Genomic DNA, 15,662 nt, shown 5'->3' on the forward strand with positions numbered 1-15,662 from the left:
TTCTTTCTACAGGTCGACGCCGACGGCCTCGGAGACGTGGTCGAACCCGTCCGCCTCGAGCAGGTCGAGCAGCCCCTCGTTGATCTCGCGGGCGAGGGCGGGCCCCTCGTAGACGAGGCCCGTGTACAGTTGGACCACGTCCGCGCCCGCACGGATCTTCCGATAGGCGCCTTCGGCACTGCTGACGCCGCCGACGCCGACGACGGGGACGTGGGTACGCTCCGCCACGAAGCCGACGAGGCCCGTCGAGCGCTCCTCGATCGGGTCGCCCGAGAGGCCGCCCGGCTCGGCCTGGTTGGGGGAGTGGAGGCTCTCGGGGCGTTCAGTCGTCGTGTTGGCGACGACGACGCCGTCGAGATCCTTCGCGGCGACCACTTCGAGGGACTCCTCGATGGCGGGGCCGGGGAGGTCCGGCGAAAGCTTGACGAGCAGCGGGGCGGCGCCGGCGTCCTGAAGCTCGTCGACGATCGCCTCCAGCGCGTCGCGGTTCTGGAGCGAGCGCAGGCCGGGCGTGTTGGGGCTGGAGACGTTGATGACGAAGTAGTCCGCGGCGTCCGCGACACGCTCGTACGTGTAGCGGTAGTCCGCCGGCGCCTCCTCGAGTGGCGTCGACTTCGACTTGCCGAGGTTGACGCCGACGGGGACGTGCGGGAGCGCGGTGTCGTCGAGCCGTTCGCCGACGGCGTCGGCGCCCTCGTTGTTGAACCCCATCCGGTTGATCAGCGCGCGGTCCGGGCGCAGGCGGAACATCCGCGGGCGCGGGTTCCCCCCCTGGGCTTCGGCGGTGACGCCGCCGACCTCGACGTGACCGAAGCCGATGGCGGCGAGGGCGCGGGGGATGCGGGCGTTCTTGTCGAAGCCGGCGGCGACGCCGACCGGGTTGGGGAAGCGCAGGCCGAACGCCTCGGTCGTGAGTCGGTCGTCGTCGACGACGTAGCGGTCGCGCAGCAGGCCCTCAGCCGGCGTCCCCTGGACGGCCTCGAGCCCGCGGCTCACGAGTGCGTGGGCAGTTTCTGGCGGTAGCGAGAACAGGATCGGTTTCGCGGCGTCGTAGAGCTGCATCTGACCCTCAGAAGTCGTGTTCGACGTCCTCGGCGTCGGCGGACTGGATGATGATCTTCCCGTCGCGGACGCGCACGAACACCTCCTCGCCGATCTCCATGCCGGCGACCTCGAGCTCGTCCTCGTGGAGGTTCACGTGGACGTTGTGGTACTCGCCGTTCTCGTCTTTGGCCCCGCTCGGGCTGAGCTTCTTCTTGCGGACCATCTGGTCTGTCTATCCCCGTTTGGCTTCAGCCGGTACTAAAGTGTTGTCTCCCCGCGCGGCGCGCCCGAGCCTCTGTCGGGTGGATTTCGCCTTTATTTCGATCATCAGGAAACGATCTCATCGTTCGGGTATATAAATGCCCCGGTCGAGTGGGTCGTTTGCCCCGATATTTTTATATCGGACCCTGTGTACCACCCGCATGGAGAGAAACCATGGTACGAGAAGACGGTAAGCGGAACTTCGCGCTTCGGGAAGAGGACGACGAGGACAGCGTGTTCTCCGGTAACACGCCGCGACAGGCGGCGCTGAAGGCGGCTCGACGGCTCGAGCCTGCCAACTCCGAGGACTCGGCCGACCGCGTCCCGATCGAGCTCCGGGAGAAGGGGACGGACAAGGTCCACATCTACGAGGGCTGGGCGTGGGAGGAGGAGGCCCCCGAGAACAAACCCGACTGGATGCCCGAGGTCATCACCGAGGCGAACGTCTCCAAGCAGGGGATCGAGCACCTCGACGAGTAGACCCGACAGGCGTATCACTCCCCGCGTCGCAACGACCCGACGCGCGGTACCACGCGGTCCGACTCCGTACGAGCGCGGGGATGACCGGCCGCCCTCCTGCCGCGCCATATCTACCTCCACAGCGCCAGCGTCGTCGTGTGCCCGTGTGAACGATCCACTCGTGAAACCGCATGACGTGGCGTCGATACTCCGACGGGGTTAAGTAGTTACCTCCCATCGAACCTAATGCGAAGGTCGCCGGGGCGGTCGCCCCCGGTGACACCCGGGCTCGCTCGGTGCGAGCCCGGTACGATCCGACGCCCTTAAGTGGAAACGGGCACTCGGAAGGAATACGCAGAGGGCGGCGAGGTTCGTGCCGAGTTCGACTCGGCGAATCGCCGTCCGCGACGGATGAGGATTCCGCCACCGTGGTCCGCCATAGGACGGTATCTGATGCGAGCCTTGGTAGTTCGGTGTCCCCCGGTTCGGCCGGCGGGCAGCGAACGGTAACCGATACGCAAGACCAGATTGGTAACGATCACATTGTGTGATCCGACCCGCCAAACCCACGTGCGTTATGCACGTACACATTCCGGTTGATCCTGCCGGAGGTCATTGCTATCGGGGTCCGATTTAGCCATGCTAGTCGCGCGGGTTAGACCCGCGGCGTATAGCTCAGTAACACGTGGCCAAACTACCCTACAGACGGGAACAACCTCGGGAAACTGAGGCTAACTCCCGATACGCGTTGACTGTTTGAACACGTCGACGCTCAAACGCTCCGGCGCTGTAGGATGTGGCTGCGGCCGATTAGGTAGACGGTGGGGTAACGGCCCACCGTGCCGATAATCGGTACGGGTTGTGAGAGCAAGAGCCCGGAGACGGAATCTGAGACAAGATTCCGGGCCCTACGGGGCGCAGCAGGCGCGAAACCTTTACACTGCACGCCAGTGCGATAAGGGGACCCCGAGTGAAAGGGCATATCGCCCTTTCTTTTCTGAACCGTAGGGAGGTTCAGGAACAAGAGCTGGGCAAGACCGGTGCCAGCCGCCGCGGTAATACCGGCAGCTCGAGTGATGACCGATTTTATTGGGCCTAAAGCGTCCGTAGCTGGCCGTGCAAGTCCGTCGGGAAATCCACCCGCTTAACGGGTGGGCGTCCGGCGGAAACTGTTCGGCTTGGGACAGGAAGGCTCGAGGGGTACGTTCGGGGTAGGAGTGAAATCCCGTAATCCTGAACGGACCGCCGATGGCGAAAGCACCTCGAGAGGACTGATCCGACAGTGAGGGACGAAAGCTGGGGTCTCGAACCGGATTAGATACCCGGGTAGTCCCAGCCGTAAACGATGTTCACTAGGTGTGACACTCACTACGAGTGAGTGTTGTGCCGCAGGGAAGCCGCTAAGTGAACCGCCTGGGAAGTACGTCCGCAAGGATGAAACTTAAAGGAATTGGCGGGGGAGCACTACAACCGGAGGAGCCTGCGGTTTAATTGGACTCAACGCCGGTAACCTTACCAGCCCCGACTACGGTGATGACGGCCAGGTTGATGACCTCGTCACGACGCCGTAGAGAGGTGGTGCATGGCCGCCGTCAGCTCGTACCGTGAGGCGTCCTGTTAAGTCAGGCAACGAGCGAGACCCGCGTCCCTAATTGCCAGCATGTCCCTTGAGGATGATGGGTACATTAGGGAGACTGCCGCCGCCAAGGCGGAGGAAGGAACGGGCAACGGTAGGTCAGTATGCCCCGAATGGGCTGGGCAACACGCGGGCTACAATGGCCGAGACAATGGGTTCCCACCCCGAGAGGGAGCGGTAATCTCAGAAACTCGGTCGTAGTTCGGATTGCGGACTGCAACTCGTCCGCATGAAGCTGGATTCGGTAGTAATCGCATTCCAGGAGAGTGCGGTGAATACGTCCCTGCTCCTTGCACACACCGCCCGTCAAAGCACCCGAGTGGGGTCCGGATGAGGCCTGTTTCACAGGTCGAATCTGGGCTCCGCAAGGGGGCTTAAGTCGTAACAAGGTAGCCGTAGGGGAATCTGCGGCTGGATCACCTCCACTGACCGGGATCTGCCCTCTGGGCAGACCCACCTTTCGCCGTTTCGGTGCCACCGGTTCCGACCGGGCACCTTAGAACTACCAAGGCTCCATAGGGCTCGTAGCTCAGTGGGAGAGTGCCTCCTTTGCAAGGAGGATGCCCGGGGTTCGAATCCCCGCGAGTCCATCTCGGACAGAAGGAAACCGTGTGGGTTATATGCCCGACGGAAGTACGATGGAGTCCAGAACGATCGATGCACCAGACCGTGAGAACGCGTCTGGGAAGGGTCCGAGTACGCTCCCGTGTCACCCACGGGACGTGCACTGACGACCGTGTGTAAGCGTAGTCCAGGCACCCACTGGACCCGTTCATCCGGGTTGCAGTGGAACGACGATAGACGATTACCGACAGACGGCTACTATGCCGGCTGATGGATTGCTCGGCTCGAGTGCCGAAGAAGGACGTGCCAAGCTGCGATAAGCCTCAGGGAGCTGCATGGAAGCATAGAACTGAGGATCTCCGAATGGGAATCCCCACCGCAATTGCCTCGCGCAATGGGGAACGTCCTGAATTGAAACATCTTAGTAAGGACAGGAAGAGAAAGCAACTGCGATGTCGTAAGTAACCGCGAGTGAACGCGATACAGCCCAAACCGAATCCGCAAGGACATGTGGTGTACCGGCTGGCTCCCAGCACTCGACAGATCACGAGAAGTCTCTTGGAACAGAGCACGAAACAGGGCGACAGTCCCGTACCGTGATTCAGTAGAGTGTGCGCCAGTTCGAGAGTAGCGGGGGTTGGATATCCCTCGTGAATGTCGCGGGCATCGACCGCGAAGGCTAAACACTCCTCGAGACCGATAGCGAACAAGTAGCGTGAGCGAACGCTGAAAAGCACCCCGAGAAGGGCGGTGCAATAGGGCATGAAACCAGTCGGCGATAGAGCGACGGGGCTTGAAAGGCCCTCTTCAAAACGACCGAGGCGCGAGCCTCCAGTAGGACGAAGAGGGAGCCGAAGTTCCGTCGTACGTTTTGAAAAACGAACTAGGGAGTGTATCTCTTTGGCGAGTCTAACTGGATCATCCAGGAAGGCGTAGGGAAACCGATAGGGGCGCAGCATTGCCAGGCCCACCGTGTTCAAGCGCGGGGAGTCGAAGGGATACGACCCGGAACCGAGTGATCTACTCTGGGGCAGGGTGAAGCGTAGCGAAAGCCACGTGGAGGCCCGTTAGGGGTGGTGTCCTACAATACCCTCCCGTGACCCGAGAGTAGGGGTGAAAGGCCCATCGAACTCGGCAACAGCTGGTTCCAACCGAAACATGTCGAAGCATGACCTCTTCCGAGGTAGTGTGCGCGGTAGAGCGACCGATTGAGAGACCCGCCTCCGAGAGGAGTCGGCCTCTCTGTCGAACTCCGAACGTGCGCACGCCGTGGACGAAGGGAGTCCGGTGCCCGGGGTAAGCTTGGGTACCATGAGGGGAACAACCCAGAGCTGGGTTAAGGTCCCAAAGTGTGGATTAAGTGCGATTTGAAGGTAGTCTCGAGCCCTAAACAGCCGGGAGGTGAGCTTAGAAGCAGCTACCCTCTAAGAAAAGCGTAACAGCTTACCGGCCGAGGTTCGAGGCGCCGAAAATGATCGGGGCTCAAATCCACCACCGAGACCTAGCGGCGCTGGTAAGACAGCGATCTCGTAGGTTGGCACTCTGGACGGGTGGAAGCTCGGGCGAGAGCTCGCGTGGACCGTTCAGTGACGAAAATCCTAGTCATAGTAGCAGCGAAAGTCGGGTGTGAACCCCGACGGCCAGAAGAGTAAGGGTTCCTTGGCACTGTTAGTCAGCCAAGGGTTAGTCGATCCTAAGGTCCCTCGTAAGTCGCAGGGATCGAAAGGGCAGCTGGTTAATATTCCAGCACCATCGTGCAGTGAAACCGACGCTTCCGGAACCATCGAGCTGGGCCTTCGCCCAGTCGAATCGAGGAAGTTCGTGGACGCCGTAACGGCAGGAAGCGAGCGAATCTCGAGATAGCGAAAGTCGATGTTACCAGGAGCCCGTGAAAAGGGAGCACGATGTCCGTACCGAGATCCGACACAGGTACTCTGCCAGAGCAAGGCACGGCCTGTCGGGAGAACCGACGTTAGGGAATTCGGCAAGTTAGTTCCGTACGTTCGCAATAAGGAATGCCTGCCTCAAGCGAGGCAGGTCGCAGTGTCTCGGGCGCTCCGACTGTCTAGTAACAACACAGGTGACCGCAAATCCGCAAGGACTCGTACGGTCACTGAATCCTGCCCAGTGCGGGTATCTGAACACCTCGTACAAGAGGACGAAGGACCCGTCAACGGCGGGGGTAACTATGACCCTCTTAAGGTAGCGTAGTACCTTGTCGCTTCAGTAGCGACTCGCATGAATGGATCAACGAGAGCGCCACTGTCCCAACGTTGGACCCGGTGAACTGTACGTTCCAGTGCGGAGTCTGGAGACCCCCAAGGGGAAGCGAAGACCCTATAGAGCTTTACTGCAGGCTGTCGCTGAGACGTGGTCGCTACTGTGCAGGGTAGGTAGGAGGCGTTACACAGGTACCCGCGCTAGCGGGCCACCGAGCCACTCATGAAACACTACCCGGTAGTGACTGCGACTCTCACTCCTGGCGGAGGACACCGGTAGCCGGGCAGTTTGACTGGGGCGGTACGCGCTCGAAAAGATATCGAGCGCGCCCCAAGATTTCCTCACTCGGGTCGGGAACCCGAGGAAGAGCGCAAGAGCAAACGGAAGTCTGACAGTGTCATTCCCAACGAGTGACGCTGACGCGAAAGCGTGGTTTAGCGAACCAACCATGGTCCTTGATGGGCCAGGTTGCTGACAGAAAAGCTACCTTAGGGATAACAGAGTCGTCACGCGCAAGAGCACATATCGACCGCGTGGCTTGCTACCTCGATGTCGGTTCCCTCCATCCTGCCCGTGCAGAAGCGGGCAAGGGTGAGGTTGTTCGCCTATTAAAGGAGGTCGTGAGCTGGGTTTAGACCGTCGTGAGACAGGTCGGCTGCTATCTATTGGGGGTGTTATGGTACTTGACGAGAACGATCGTATAGTACGAGAGGAACTACGATTGGTGGCCACTGGTGTACCGGTTGTCCGAGAGGGCATTGCCGGGCAGCCACGCCACACGGGGTAAGAGCTGAACGCATCTAAGCTCGAAACCCACTCGGAAACGAAGTACCGTTGAGGACACTCGTAGAAGAGGAGTTAGATAGACTCGGGGTGTACGCGCCAAGGCAACGAGGCGTTGAGCCCGCGAGCACTAACAGTCCGAAGCCATCATTCATCCGGTAATCGGATATCTCTGCACTGCACCCGTATCGAACGGGTCCAGGTGCGAACTGGACTACGCTTATTCACACGGTTCGATCATACCGAGCTTGGTTTGCTCGCGGTTCGATTCCGCGACTCGGCGTGAGACGGCCAGAGTGGTGAGGTAACACCCGTACCCATCCCGAACACGGAAGTTAAGCTCACCTACGTGTGGGCGAGTACTGGCGTGGGCGACCCGCTGGGAGAGTCCGCTCGCCGTCTCTCTATTCATTGCGGTATTCTGAGTTACGAAGAGCGAGTCGCTTCGCGATCGTTCCTTGCTCGATCCCGTCGACGCGCAGCGAAAGCGCCCGATACGGTACGCTTAAACGACTGAGTGACCAACGACGAACTGCGCCAAGGTGGCAGAGTTCGGCCTAACGCAGCGGCCTGCAGAGCCGCCCATCGCCGGTTCAAATCCGGCCCTTGGCTTACTTTTCTCGAGATGTTTCCCGAACAGCGTCAGCTATCCCGTTTCGATCCTCGTTCGGCCACGTCGTTTTACCCTACTCCCCGACGAACACGTTCGGATGCATGACCTCGGAGTCAGACACGCCGTCCGGTGCCTCCCTCTCCTACCGGCAGATCCTCGAACGCGAGATGGAGAACGCCCTCAAGGAGATCAACCGCCCGCCGAAGGGGGTGTTCCTCTCCGGGCTGTCCGCGGGGCTGAACCTGAGCTTCGGCGCGCTGCTCATGGCGATGGTGCTGACGTTCTCCGGCGGGTTCGACTCCACACTGGTCCAGCAGGCCGCCCTCGGCGGGATCTCGTCGATCGCGTTCCTGTTCGTCGTCGTCGGACAGACCGAGCTGTTCACCGCCCACTCGACGATGGCGATCCTGCCGGTGCTCGACGGGCGGGCGAGCGTCCGCGGGCTCGGTCGCGTCTGGGGGGTGACGTACGCGTCGAACCTCGTGGGCTGTCTGCTGTTCGCCGGCCTGATCGCGAGCGCCGGGCCGGCGCTCGGGATCGTCGACGCCGCGGCGGTCGGGGCGCTCGCGGGCGCGCTCCTCCCCCATCCGTGGTGGGTGATCTTCGCTAGCGGCGTGATCGCCGGCTGGCTGATGGGGTTGGTCACCTGGCTCTCGGCGGCCAGCCGCGACACGGTCGGCCGAAGCCTCTTCGTGCTGATCGGGACCGCAGTCATCGGCTTCGCCCCGTTCCACCACTGTATCCTCGGGACGACCGAGGTGCTCGCCGCGATGTTCCTCGGCTACCCAGTCTCCCCCGGCGCGTTCGTGGGGTTCCTGCTCCCCACCACGGCCGGAAACGTCGTCGGCGGGGCCGTGTTCGTCGGCCTCCTCAACTACGGCCACGTCGCGCTGGCCGGCGAGCAGCAGAACGTGCAGTTCGACGCGGTCGATCGGGAGTGAGTCACTCCGTCGCGTGTTCCGAGAGCAGCGCCGCACGCTCCTCCCGGCCCAGTCGCTCGTACGCGGCGGCCTCGTACTGGAGCGAGAGCACCGGCACCGAGCGACCGTCGAGATCGACGAACCGCCGGTGTTCGGTGACGTCGACCGGCGGCTCCCACGCCCCGTCCGGCCGCCGTTTCTGGACTGCGCCCATGATCTCGACCCGGACGCCGGCCAGTTCGAGCGCGCCGAAGTGGGACGTGATCCCCTCGGCCGCCGAGAGCGACACCGGCTCGACGACCCGGTCCGCGAACGCCGACTCGATCGCGTCCGCGCCGGCTTCGGTCGTCTGAACGTCGATATCGTTCGGCTCGACGGGGACGCCCTGGAGCGCGAAACTGGCGCTGCCGGTCAGGGCCCACGGTTCGTCGCCGTCGAGCCGCGCGACCAGCGTTCCGATCGCGTTCCGGTACCGCTCGTCGAGCGCCGGCACGCTACCCCTCGACTTCGGTTTTCACGACGACTGCCGGCCGATCCGTCAGGCGGAGCACGCGGTCGGTGACGCTCCCGAGCAGCGCCCGGTACTCGTCGGGGCGGCGTTTCGTCCCGAGCACGAGCAGGCCGGCGTCGATCTCGTCGGCGTAGTCGACGATCACGTTCGACGGTCGCCCGTGGCGCATCACGGTGGTGCAGTCGACCGCCGCGTCGCTCGCTCGCGCCCGCAGATCCGCGAGCGTCTCCTCCCCGTGTTCCTCGAGCCCGTGCTCCGGGCCTTCGGCCTCGTCGACGTACTCGTCGCCGCTGTAGGCGTTGTAGACGGTCTCGTCGACGACGTACAGCGCGTGGAGGGCGGCGTCGTGCGCCGCGGCGAGGTCGATCGCGTGGCGTTCGGCCTCCTCGGAGGCGACGCTCCCGTCGGTCGACAGCAGGATCCGTTCGTACATCCTCACGAACTCGGGGCGGCAGCCACAAAACCGCCCCGGTGGCGGTGCCGTCGTGCCCCGGAGCGTTACCGAAAGAGGAACCGTTTTTACGCCGGGTCTTCCACCATCACGGTATGCAACGACGCGCTGTGGCAGTCGCCGCCGCCCTCTTCCTGATCGTGGGGGCGCTGTCGCTCGGACTCGTTCTCACCGGCGAGACCCCGGAGATGGATCTGCCGGGCGAAGACGCGTACCAGCAAGGGGACGAGTTCAGTGTCGGAGGACAGACGTACACCGTCGCCTCGGTGAACTCCTCCGAGGAGGACGGTGAGACGAGCTACGAGGCCACGATCGAGTGGAACAACGAGAGCCAGAACGGCACACAGAGCGCGACCGTCGCCCAACACGAGAACGTCACGTTGGGCGAGCAGACGTACTTCGCCCACTTCGAGTCGGGCGACGAGGTGATCCTCTCGGACAACTTCGACGCGCTCCGCCAGCACGAGGCCAGCGTCGCCCAGTACGAGGAGCAGACCAACGGGCTCTGGGGCGTCAGCATCCTCACTGGCACCACCCTCATCCTCCTGCTCGGGATGGCGTACCTCCCCTCGCGGTACTGAACTCCCTTCTCACGCCGTTTCGAACAGCGCTTCCGCGAAGTAGCGGTCGTAGTGGCGGCGACAGCCGGGGTTGAACTCCGCGCCACAGTCCGGACAGCGATCGTCGCAGTCGACGTACTCGGCGACGGTCAGCACCGCCCCACAGACGCCACACAGCACTGCGTCGGCGCTCGCGTCCTCCGTCGGTGATCGCCCCGCCGCCTCGTCACCCCACCGTTCCGACTCGTGGTCGGCGGCCGCGAGGTGGCAGTCGTCGCACGCGTAGAACGTCCCACAGCAGGGGAACCGGATCGCGATCACGTCGAGCTCGCTGTCGTAGTGGCGACACCGCGTCTCCGGACCGACGTCGACGCCGCGGACCGTGTGGCCGTGAACCTCCATACGTCCCCTTCGGGCGTCGCGTCGAAAAGGGCTTCCCGCCACGCTCGTCGCTGGCCGTGCAGTGGAGAACACGGAACCGAGAGAGAGAAACGACCGTGCCGCGATCAGGGTGCCTCGCTCGTCTCCAGCGTGAAGTCGTCACGCGGGTAGGCGACGCAGGTCAGGGTGTACCCCTGGTCGAGCTCCTCGTCGGAGAGCATCTCCTGGTTGTCGTGCACCACGAAGTCTTCGCTGGGGCCGTCGGTGATCTGGCCCGAACAGGAGACACACTGCCCCTGTCGGCAGGCGTAGGGGAGGTCGAACCCCTCGTCCTCGCCGGCGTCGAGGATGGGCTGGTTGTTCGGGAGTTCGACGGTCTCGCCCTCCTTGGCGAACTCCACCTCGAAGTACTCGACCTCGTCCTCGGGGATGTCGCCCGGCCCCGAGCCGGCGGCGTCGGTCTCGCCCTCCAGCTCCCCCTCCTCGGCAGCCTCGCCTCCGACCGCGGCCGCGGCCGCGCCCCCGCCGCCGATGGATCGGTTGTACGGCTCCGGGAAATCCGTCTCGGGCACGCTCGCGGCCCGGCGTTCGAGCATCTCCTCGGAGATATCCGGGGCGGACTCCCACTCCGTCCCGCGAACGTAGTGGAACACCGCGGCCGCCCCGCTGAGGAGGACGGCGAGCCCCAGCGCGGTCGTGTTCACAGCCATACTCGGGGTTATTGATTGCCCGGGTTAAGGTGGTTGTGATTCCGCGCGTCCGCTCCCGCCGTTCACTCGGGCGGATACGCGATCCCGTGTTCCTCGAGCAGCTCCGCGAACCTTTCCTCGTCGAGGGTCGGAACCCCCTCCTCGTCGGCGTCCTCCCGTTTGGTCCGTCCCGGGTCGTCGCCGGCGATCAAGTAGTCGGTGTTGCCCGACACCGAGCCCGTCGCGTTCGCGCCGTGGGCCTCGACCAGCGACTGCGCCTCGTCGCGTGCCACCGAGAGCGACCCCGTGAACACGAACGTCAGCCCGTCGAGCTCGTCGCCGACTTCGGTCGACGCCGGCGGCTCGGGCTCGACGCCGGCCTCGAGAAGCCGCTCGATCACTCGGCGGTTCCGATCGTTGCCGAGGAACTCCGCGACGTGGGCGGCGACCGTCGGCCCGAACCCCTCCACCTCGCGGATCGCCGCCTCGTCGGCCGCCATCAGGCTGTCGAGGTCGCCGAACGCTTCGGCCAGGTCCGACGCCATCGTCGGCCCCACTTCGGGGATCCCCAGCGCGGAGAGGAACGACCCCAGCGACGGCGACTTCGAGGCCTCGATCTCCTCCCGCAGCTTCTCGGCGCTTCTCTCTCCCCACCCCTCCAGCGCCGCCAGTTCCTCGGCGTCGATCCCGTAGAGGTCGGCGATCGAGTCCTCGATCAGCCCCGCGTCGACCAGCTGATCGGCCGCCTCCTCGCCGAGCCCCTCGATGTCGAGGCCGCTGTCGCCGGCGTAATGTTCGACCGAGCGTTTGAGCTGAGCGGGACAGGAGAGCCCGCCCGTACAGAACCGCAGCGGGCCGTCGGCCTCCACGTCGCTGCCACAGACCGGGCACTCGTCAGGGAGTTCGAAGTGACCCTCCGAGTTGTCCTCGACGACCTCGGAGACGTACGGGATCACGTCGCCCGCCCGCTCAACTCTCACTACGTCACCCACGTCCACGCCCAGATCCGCGATCTCTGACTGGTTGTGCAGGCTCGCTCGTGAGACGGTCACGCCGCCGACGTCGACGGGGTCGAGCAGCGCGACGGGAGTGAGTCGGCCGGTCCGACCCACCTGCACGACGATGTCGGCGATCCGCGTCTCCTCGGTCCGCGCGGGGAACTTGTAGGCGTACGCCCAGCGGTAGTGCCGCGAGGTGGTGCCCAACTGCCGGCACTGCTCGCGGTCGTTCACCTTCAGCACGGTGCCGTCGATCTCGTAGTCCAGCTCCTCCCGGACTTCCTGGAGGTCGTCACGGAACTCGATGGCGTCGTCGACGTCGTCGACGAGTTCGTGGCGGTCGTTCACCTGCAGCCCCCATTCTGGAAGCTGCTGGTGTTCGTCCCAGTGGGTGTCGAGGCCGTCGAGCGCCAGCCCGCCCACCGAGGCCGCGTCCTCGCGGTTCTCGGGACCGATCTCCTCGACCGGCGCGGGTTCGTCTTCGACCCAGAGCACGTCGTAGAAGAAGCAGTCGAGCGGGCGCTCGGTGGTCACGGCGGGGTCTAACTGCCGCAGGCTCCCCGCCGCGGCGTTGCGCGGGTTGGCGAAGGGCTCTTTCCCCTGCTCGACGCGCTCGCGGTTGTGTTCTTGGAACCCCGACAGCGGCATGTGGATCTCCCCGCGGACGACCAGCACCGCGGGCGGATCACCGCGCAGGCGTTGGGGAACCGACGCGATCGTGCGGACGTTCTCGGTCACGTCGTCGCCGGTCTCGCCGTCGCCCCGCGTGGCCGCGCGCTCGTAGCGCCCATCGACGTAGATGATCTCGATCGAGAGCCCGTCGAACTTGGGTTCACAGACGTAGTCGACGTCGGCGTCGTCGCCCAGTTCGCGGCGCACGCGGTCGTCGAACGAGCGAACGTCGTCGGCCTCGCCCGAGGAGTCGATGGAGAGCAGCGGCACCACCAGGTCGACGCTCTCGAGCTCGTCCATCGGCTCGCCGCCGACGCGCCGGGTGGGCGATCCCTCGGTGTCGAGGTCGAACGCGGCCTCCAGCTCCTCCAACCGTTCGAACAGGTCGTCGTACGCGCGGTCGGAGATGACAGGGTCGTTCCGAACGTAGTAGCGGTAGTCGTGGTAGCGGATCGCCTCCCGGAGCTGTTCGGCCTGCTCGCGGGCCGCCTCGGCCGATAGCTCCCCCGTCGGCGCGAACTCGGTGTCGGGCTCGCGGACGTAGGGGTTGTCCGCGGGCGCGTCCTCGGTCATGTGCGGGGTTGGCGCGCCCACGGTAAAAAACGGCGTCGGGTGGCGGCGTTACTCGTTCGCGATCTCGCGGACCCGTTCGGTGCCGGCGTCGGCGTAGCCGCCGTGGAAACAGATCGTGTGGTCGAACTCGAGTTCGCCCAGCAGCGCGACCGACTTCATCGCCCGATCCATGTCGGGGGTGTGCTGCTCGGCCGGCCCCTGGAGCTCGCCGTCGGCGGCGGTCAGCGCGTCGCCCGCGATCAGCAGGTCCGCCTCGGGGAGGTGGAACGAACTGTGCCCGGGTGCGTGGCCGAACGTCTCGACCAGTTCGAGCGGGCCGGCGAGCGTACTGAAGCCGACGCCGTCGAGCACCTCCACGTCGACGCGGGCCGGCGGGTAGCGCTCGTCCTCCGACTTCACTGGGAACTTCCGGCCGTCGACGTAGGGGGCCTCGGCCCAGTGAGCGAACGTGGGGGCGTCGTTCGTGCGGTCCTGCACGGTCGCGAGCGCGCCGGCGTGATCGCCGTCGTGGTGGGTCAGCACCACGAAGCGGACGTCGCCGAAGTCGAACCCGTGCTCCCCGAGCGCGGTCTCGAGCGCGTCGGCGTGGCCCGGCAGCGTCGTGTCGAACAGGATCAGCCCTTCCTCGGTCTCGACGGCCGTCGGCGTGAACGTCCGCTCGGCGCCGCCGAGTTCGAGCGTCACGGGCAGGCTATAAACGTGGTCGGAAATCTCCATACCCGCCGTTGGGTCCGCGGGGTGGTAGAATTGGCGGTGGGTCCCACAACGGGGACGGCGTCGGGGGTCGCAGGCGGTGTTCCCGTTCGAACCTGCCGTCGACGGCGCCCTCGTAGTCGGCGTCGGGTAGTGCTCGACAAAGTGATTTCTGCGGTTACGTCGTCGCAGAACGCGTCGTGTTCTGGTTGGCAAATAGAGCGAAGCTCTCGTCGACGTCGGCCCAGCCGAGAGATACGTGTCCGGACCGCAGGTCACCGAATCCCCAGATAGCGGGCGAGTCGCAACAGGATGCTGTCGCCGTCCGGGACGTCGCTGCTCCGGGGGCGACTCGTCTCGTGAGCGGTGGACTCCGTCTGGCTCACCGTGAGCGTCGACTCGTCGTCGTGCTCGACCGGTTCCCGTGCTCGTTCGGAGCTGTCGGTGGACATGGGTGCTGGGCCGCGAGGCACCTTCCAATAACGTACTATCCCCTTGAAAACCTACGTCAGACGCTTGTTAGACGCCGTCTCCGTCTGACGCGTGGCATGCCACCCCGTCGAGCCGTCGCCGCGGATCTGCCTACCGAGCCGTCGCCGGTGCCACCGCGGTAGCGGACCGCCGCGCCCCCGTTCGCTACTCGGCGAACGTGCCGACGGAGCCGAACGCTCCGTCACCCTCGCGAACCGCCTCGGCTATCCCCCGGTAGTCCACGTCGTCGGGCATCTCCTGAGGGTACTTCCGCTGGAAGAAGCTCACCACGTTCTCCACGTCGCGTTCGAGCAGTTCGTCGGCGTTCTCGTGGTCGGTCGCGACCGCCTGCGGCCAGTCGAACACCGTCACGCCGCTCTCGGCGACGGCAACGTTGTGCTGGCTCATGTCGGCGTGGACGTACCCCGCCTCGTAGGCGTCGCGGATCTCCCGCAGCACGAGATCGCAGACGCCGACGGCCTGCTCGTCGGGGACCGAGGCCCGCTGCAGTTCGACGCCCGCGAACTTCTCCATCAGGATCGCGTGGCGGTTCTGATCGACGGGTCGCGGGACGGACACGTCGGGGTAGAGATCGGTGAGCACCTCGTGTTCCCGCTCGGCGGCTTTCCGAGCGGTGTAGAACCACGAGACGTGGTTGCGGTCGGCGGTGTACTCCCGCTCTTTGTCGACTTTCCGGAACTCGGTGTAGCCTTCGCGGTGGAACTTCAGCGCCATCGGCTCGTACGACTGCACCTCGTACACGTCGCTCTCCTTCCCGACGCCGAGGGAGGCGCCCATCCCCTCGATGGTGCCGCGCTCGGAGAACGCCCGCAGCGCGAGGCAGTCGTACCCCTCGAACGTGAGGCGGTACCCCTCGTACTGGATCGTCTTGCGCTCGATCAGTTCGCGGTCGGCACAGCGGTCGATCCGGTAGTCGACCTCCTCGGCGGGCATGTCGGCGTAGTCGGGGAGCTTCTCGCGCTGGACCCACTCCGAGAAGCGCATCCCCTGTTCGAGCCCGGAGAGGAGGTAGAAGTCCTCGGGCTCGAGTTCGGCCATCACGCTCGCGACGTTGCCGACCATACGCGTGCTGGGTGGCCCGTGGGAAAAAGGGTGCCGCGTCGGCCCCGCCCGCGTTTCTGGACCTGCAACCCGCCGTCGGT

General features: G+C 64.8%; 13 protein-coding genes, 2 tRNA genes and 3 rRNA genes. 8 read left to right on the top strand and 10 right to left on the bottom strand.

What is annotated here, in order from left to right; genetic code table 11:
* Positions 1 to 6: 6 nt before the first annotated feature.
* Entirely contained in the window at positions 7 to 1,062 is a 1,056-nt protein-coding gene (locus B4589_RS10320) for a quinone-dependent dihydroorotate dehydrogenase (RefSeq protein WP_079234197.1), read from the bottom strand.
* Positions 1,063 to 1,069: 7 nt separating this feature from the next.
* Complete coding sequence (locus B4589_RS10325) at positions 1,070 to 1,267, bottom strand: hypothetical protein (RefSeq protein WP_053946810.1); 198 nt, start codon at positions 1,265 to 1,267, stop codon at positions 1,070 to 1,072.
* 212 nt (positions 1,268 to 1,479) lie between these two features.
* Here B4589_RS10325 and B4589_RS10330 point away from each other — a divergent pair, with 212 nt between their 5' ends.
* The 7 genes from B4589_RS10330 to B4589_RS10360 all read left to right on the top strand — a co-directional run bounded on the left by B4589_RS10330 (position 1,480) and on the right by B4589_RS10360 (position 8,521).
* The gene (locus B4589_RS10330; RefSeq protein ID WP_079234198.1) at positions 1,480 to 1,785 is read left to right on the top strand and encodes a non-histone chromosomal MC1 family protein; all 306 of its coding nucleotides are present in this window, start codon (positions 1,480 to 1,482) and stop codon (positions 1,783 to 1,785) included.
* Positions 1,786 to 2,353: 568 nt separating this feature from the next.
* A 16S ribosomal RNA gene (locus B4589_RS10335) occupies positions 2,354 to 3,825 on the top strand.
* A gap of 93 nt (positions 3,826 to 3,918) precedes the next feature.
* Positions 3,919 to 3,990 (top strand) — tRNA-Ala (locus B4589_RS10340).
* 219 nt (positions 3,991 to 4,209) lie between these two features.
* Positions 4,210 to 7,121: ribosomal RNA gene (locus B4589_RS10345) — 23S ribosomal RNA — on the top strand.
* A 129-nt stretch (positions 7,122 to 7,250) separates the two neighbouring features.
* Positions 7,251 to 7,372: ribosomal RNA gene (gene rrf, locus B4589_RS10350) — 5S ribosomal RNA — on the top strand.
* Together the 16S, 23S and 5S rRNA genes with 2 tRNA genes alongside form the textbook arrangement of a ribosomal RNA operon.
* A gap of 131 nt (positions 7,373 to 7,503) precedes the next feature.
* Positions 7,504 to 7,579: transfer RNA gene (locus tag B4589_RS10355), tRNA-Cys, on the top strand.
* Between the two features lie 102 nt (positions 7,580 to 7,681).
* Complete coding sequence (locus tag B4589_RS10360; protein ID WP_079234199.1) at positions 7,682 to 8,521, top strand: formate/nitrite transporter family protein; 840 nt, start codon at positions 7,682 to 7,684, stop codon at positions 8,519 to 8,521.
* Position 8,522: 1 nt separating this feature from the next.
* Here the strand turns inward: B4589_RS10360 and B4589_RS10365 are convergent, their stop codons facing one another.
* Positions 8,523 to 8,993, bottom strand: coding sequence for a nucleotidyltransferase domain-containing protein (locus B4589_RS10365; protein WP_079234200.1), 471 nt, complete (start codon positions 8,991 to 8,993; stop codon positions 8,523 to 8,525).
* Between the two features lies 1 nt (position 8,994).
* On the bottom strand, positions 8,995 to 9,444 hold the full coding sequence (locus B4589_RS10370) for a universal stress protein (protein WP_079234201.1): 450 nt from the start codon (positions 9,442 to 9,444) through the stop codon (positions 8,995 to 8,997).
* Between the two features lie 113 nt (positions 9,445 to 9,557).
* Here B4589_RS10370 and B4589_RS10375 point away from each other — a divergent pair, with 113 nt between their 5' ends.
* Entirely contained in the window at positions 9,558 to 10,043 is a 486-nt protein-coding gene (locus B4589_RS10375) for a hypothetical protein (protein WP_079234202.1), read from the top strand.
* Between the two features lie 9 nt (positions 10,044 to 10,052).
* Here the strand turns inward: B4589_RS10375 and B4589_RS10380 are convergent, their stop codons facing one another.
* The 6 genes from B4589_RS10380 to B4589_RS10405 form a co-directional block, all read right to left on the bottom strand.
* Positions 10,053 to 10,424: a CHY zinc finger protein gene (locus B4589_RS10380; RefSeq protein ID WP_079234203.1), complete on the bottom strand. Its 372-nt coding sequence runs from the start codon at positions 10,422 to 10,424 to the stop codon at positions 10,053 to 10,055.
* A gap of 104 nt (positions 10,425 to 10,528) precedes the next feature.
* A complete protein-coding gene (locus B4589_RS10385) occupies positions 10,529 to 11,113 on the bottom strand; it encodes a 2Fe-2S iron-sulfur cluster-binding protein (RefSeq protein WP_079234204.1) in 585 nt (194 codons plus the stop codon).
* A 62-nt stretch (positions 11,114 to 11,175) separates the two neighbouring features.
* Positions 11,176 to 13,335 (bottom strand): NAD-dependent DNA ligase LigA, encoded by a 2,160-nt coding sequence (gene ligA / locus B4589_RS10390; protein WP_079234205.1) that lies wholly within the window; start codon positions 13,333 to 13,335, stop codon positions 11,176 to 11,178.
* A gap of 48 nt (positions 13,336 to 13,383) precedes the next feature.
* Complete coding sequence (locus tag B4589_RS10395; protein WP_079234206.1) at positions 13,384 to 14,052, bottom strand: MBL fold metallo-hydrolase; 669 nt, start codon at positions 14,050 to 14,052, stop codon at positions 13,384 to 13,386.
* 251 nt (positions 14,053 to 14,303) lie between these two features.
* Positions 14,304 to 14,480 (bottom strand): hypothetical protein, encoded by a 177-nt coding sequence (locus B4589_RS10400; RefSeq protein ID WP_158081167.1) that lies wholly within the window; start codon positions 14,478 to 14,480, stop codon positions 14,304 to 14,306.
* A 184-nt stretch (positions 14,481 to 14,664) separates the two neighbouring features.
* Entirely contained in the window at positions 14,665 to 15,582 is a 918-nt protein-coding gene (locus tag B4589_RS10405; protein WP_079234207.1) for a serine/threonine-protein kinase RIO2, read from the bottom strand.
* Between the last annotated feature and the right edge of the window lie 80 nt (positions 15,583 to 15,662).

Origin of the sequence: Halolamina sp. CBA1230 (assembly GCF_002025255.2) — an archaeon.
Lineage (GTDB): Archaea > Halobacteriota > Halobacteria > Halobacteriales > Haloferacaceae > Halolamina.

Bases quoted from the DNA above. Each gene is read 5' to 3' on its own strand.
- B4589_RS10320 (WP_079234197.1), bottom strand. From the start codon at position 1,062: ATGCAGCTCTACGACGCCGCGAAACCGATCCTGTTCTCGCTACCGCCA.
- B4589_RS10325 (WP_053946810.1), bottom strand. From the start codon at position 1,267: ATGGTCCGCAAGAAGAAGCTCAGCCCGAGCGGGGCCAAAGACGAGAAC.
- B4589_RS10330 (WP_079234198.1), top strand. From the start codon at position 1,480: ATGGTACGAGAAGACGGTAAGCGGAACTTCGCGCTTCGGGAAGAGGAC.
- B4589_RS10360 (WP_079234199.1), top strand. From the start codon at position 7,682: ATGACCTCGGAGTCAGACACGCCGTCCGGTGCCTCCCTCTCCTACCGG.
- B4589_RS10370 (WP_079234201.1), bottom strand. From the start codon at position 9,444: ATGTACGAACGGATCCTGCTGTCGACCGACGGGAGCGTCGCCTCCGAG.
- B4589_RS10375 (WP_079234202.1), top strand. From the start codon at position 9,558: ATGCAACGACGCGCTGTGGCAGTCGCCGCCGCCCTCTTCCTGATCGTG.
- B4589_RS10380 (WP_079234203.1), bottom strand. From the start codon at position 10,424: ATGGAGGTTCACGGCCACACGGTCCGCGGCGTCGACGTCGGTCCGGAG.
- B4589_RS10385 (WP_079234204.1), bottom strand. From the start codon at position 11,113: ATGGCTGTGAACACGACCGCGCTGGGGCTCGCCGTCCTCCTCAGCGGG.
- ligA (WP_079234205.1), bottom strand. From the start codon at position 13,335: ATGACCGAGGACGCGCCCGCGGACAACCCCTACGTCCGCGAGCCCGAC.
- B4589_RS10395 (WP_079234206.1), bottom strand. From the start codon at position 14,052: ATGGAGATTTCCGACCACGTTTATAGCCTGCCCGTGACGCTCGAACTC.
- B4589_RS10400 (WP_158081167.1), bottom strand. From the start codon at position 14,480: ATGTCCACCGACAGCTCCGAACGAGCACGGGAACCGGTCGAGCACGAC.
- B4589_RS10405 (WP_079234207.1), bottom strand. From the start codon at position 15,582: ATGGTCGGCAACGTCGCGAGCGTGATGGCCGAACTCGAGCCCGAGGAC.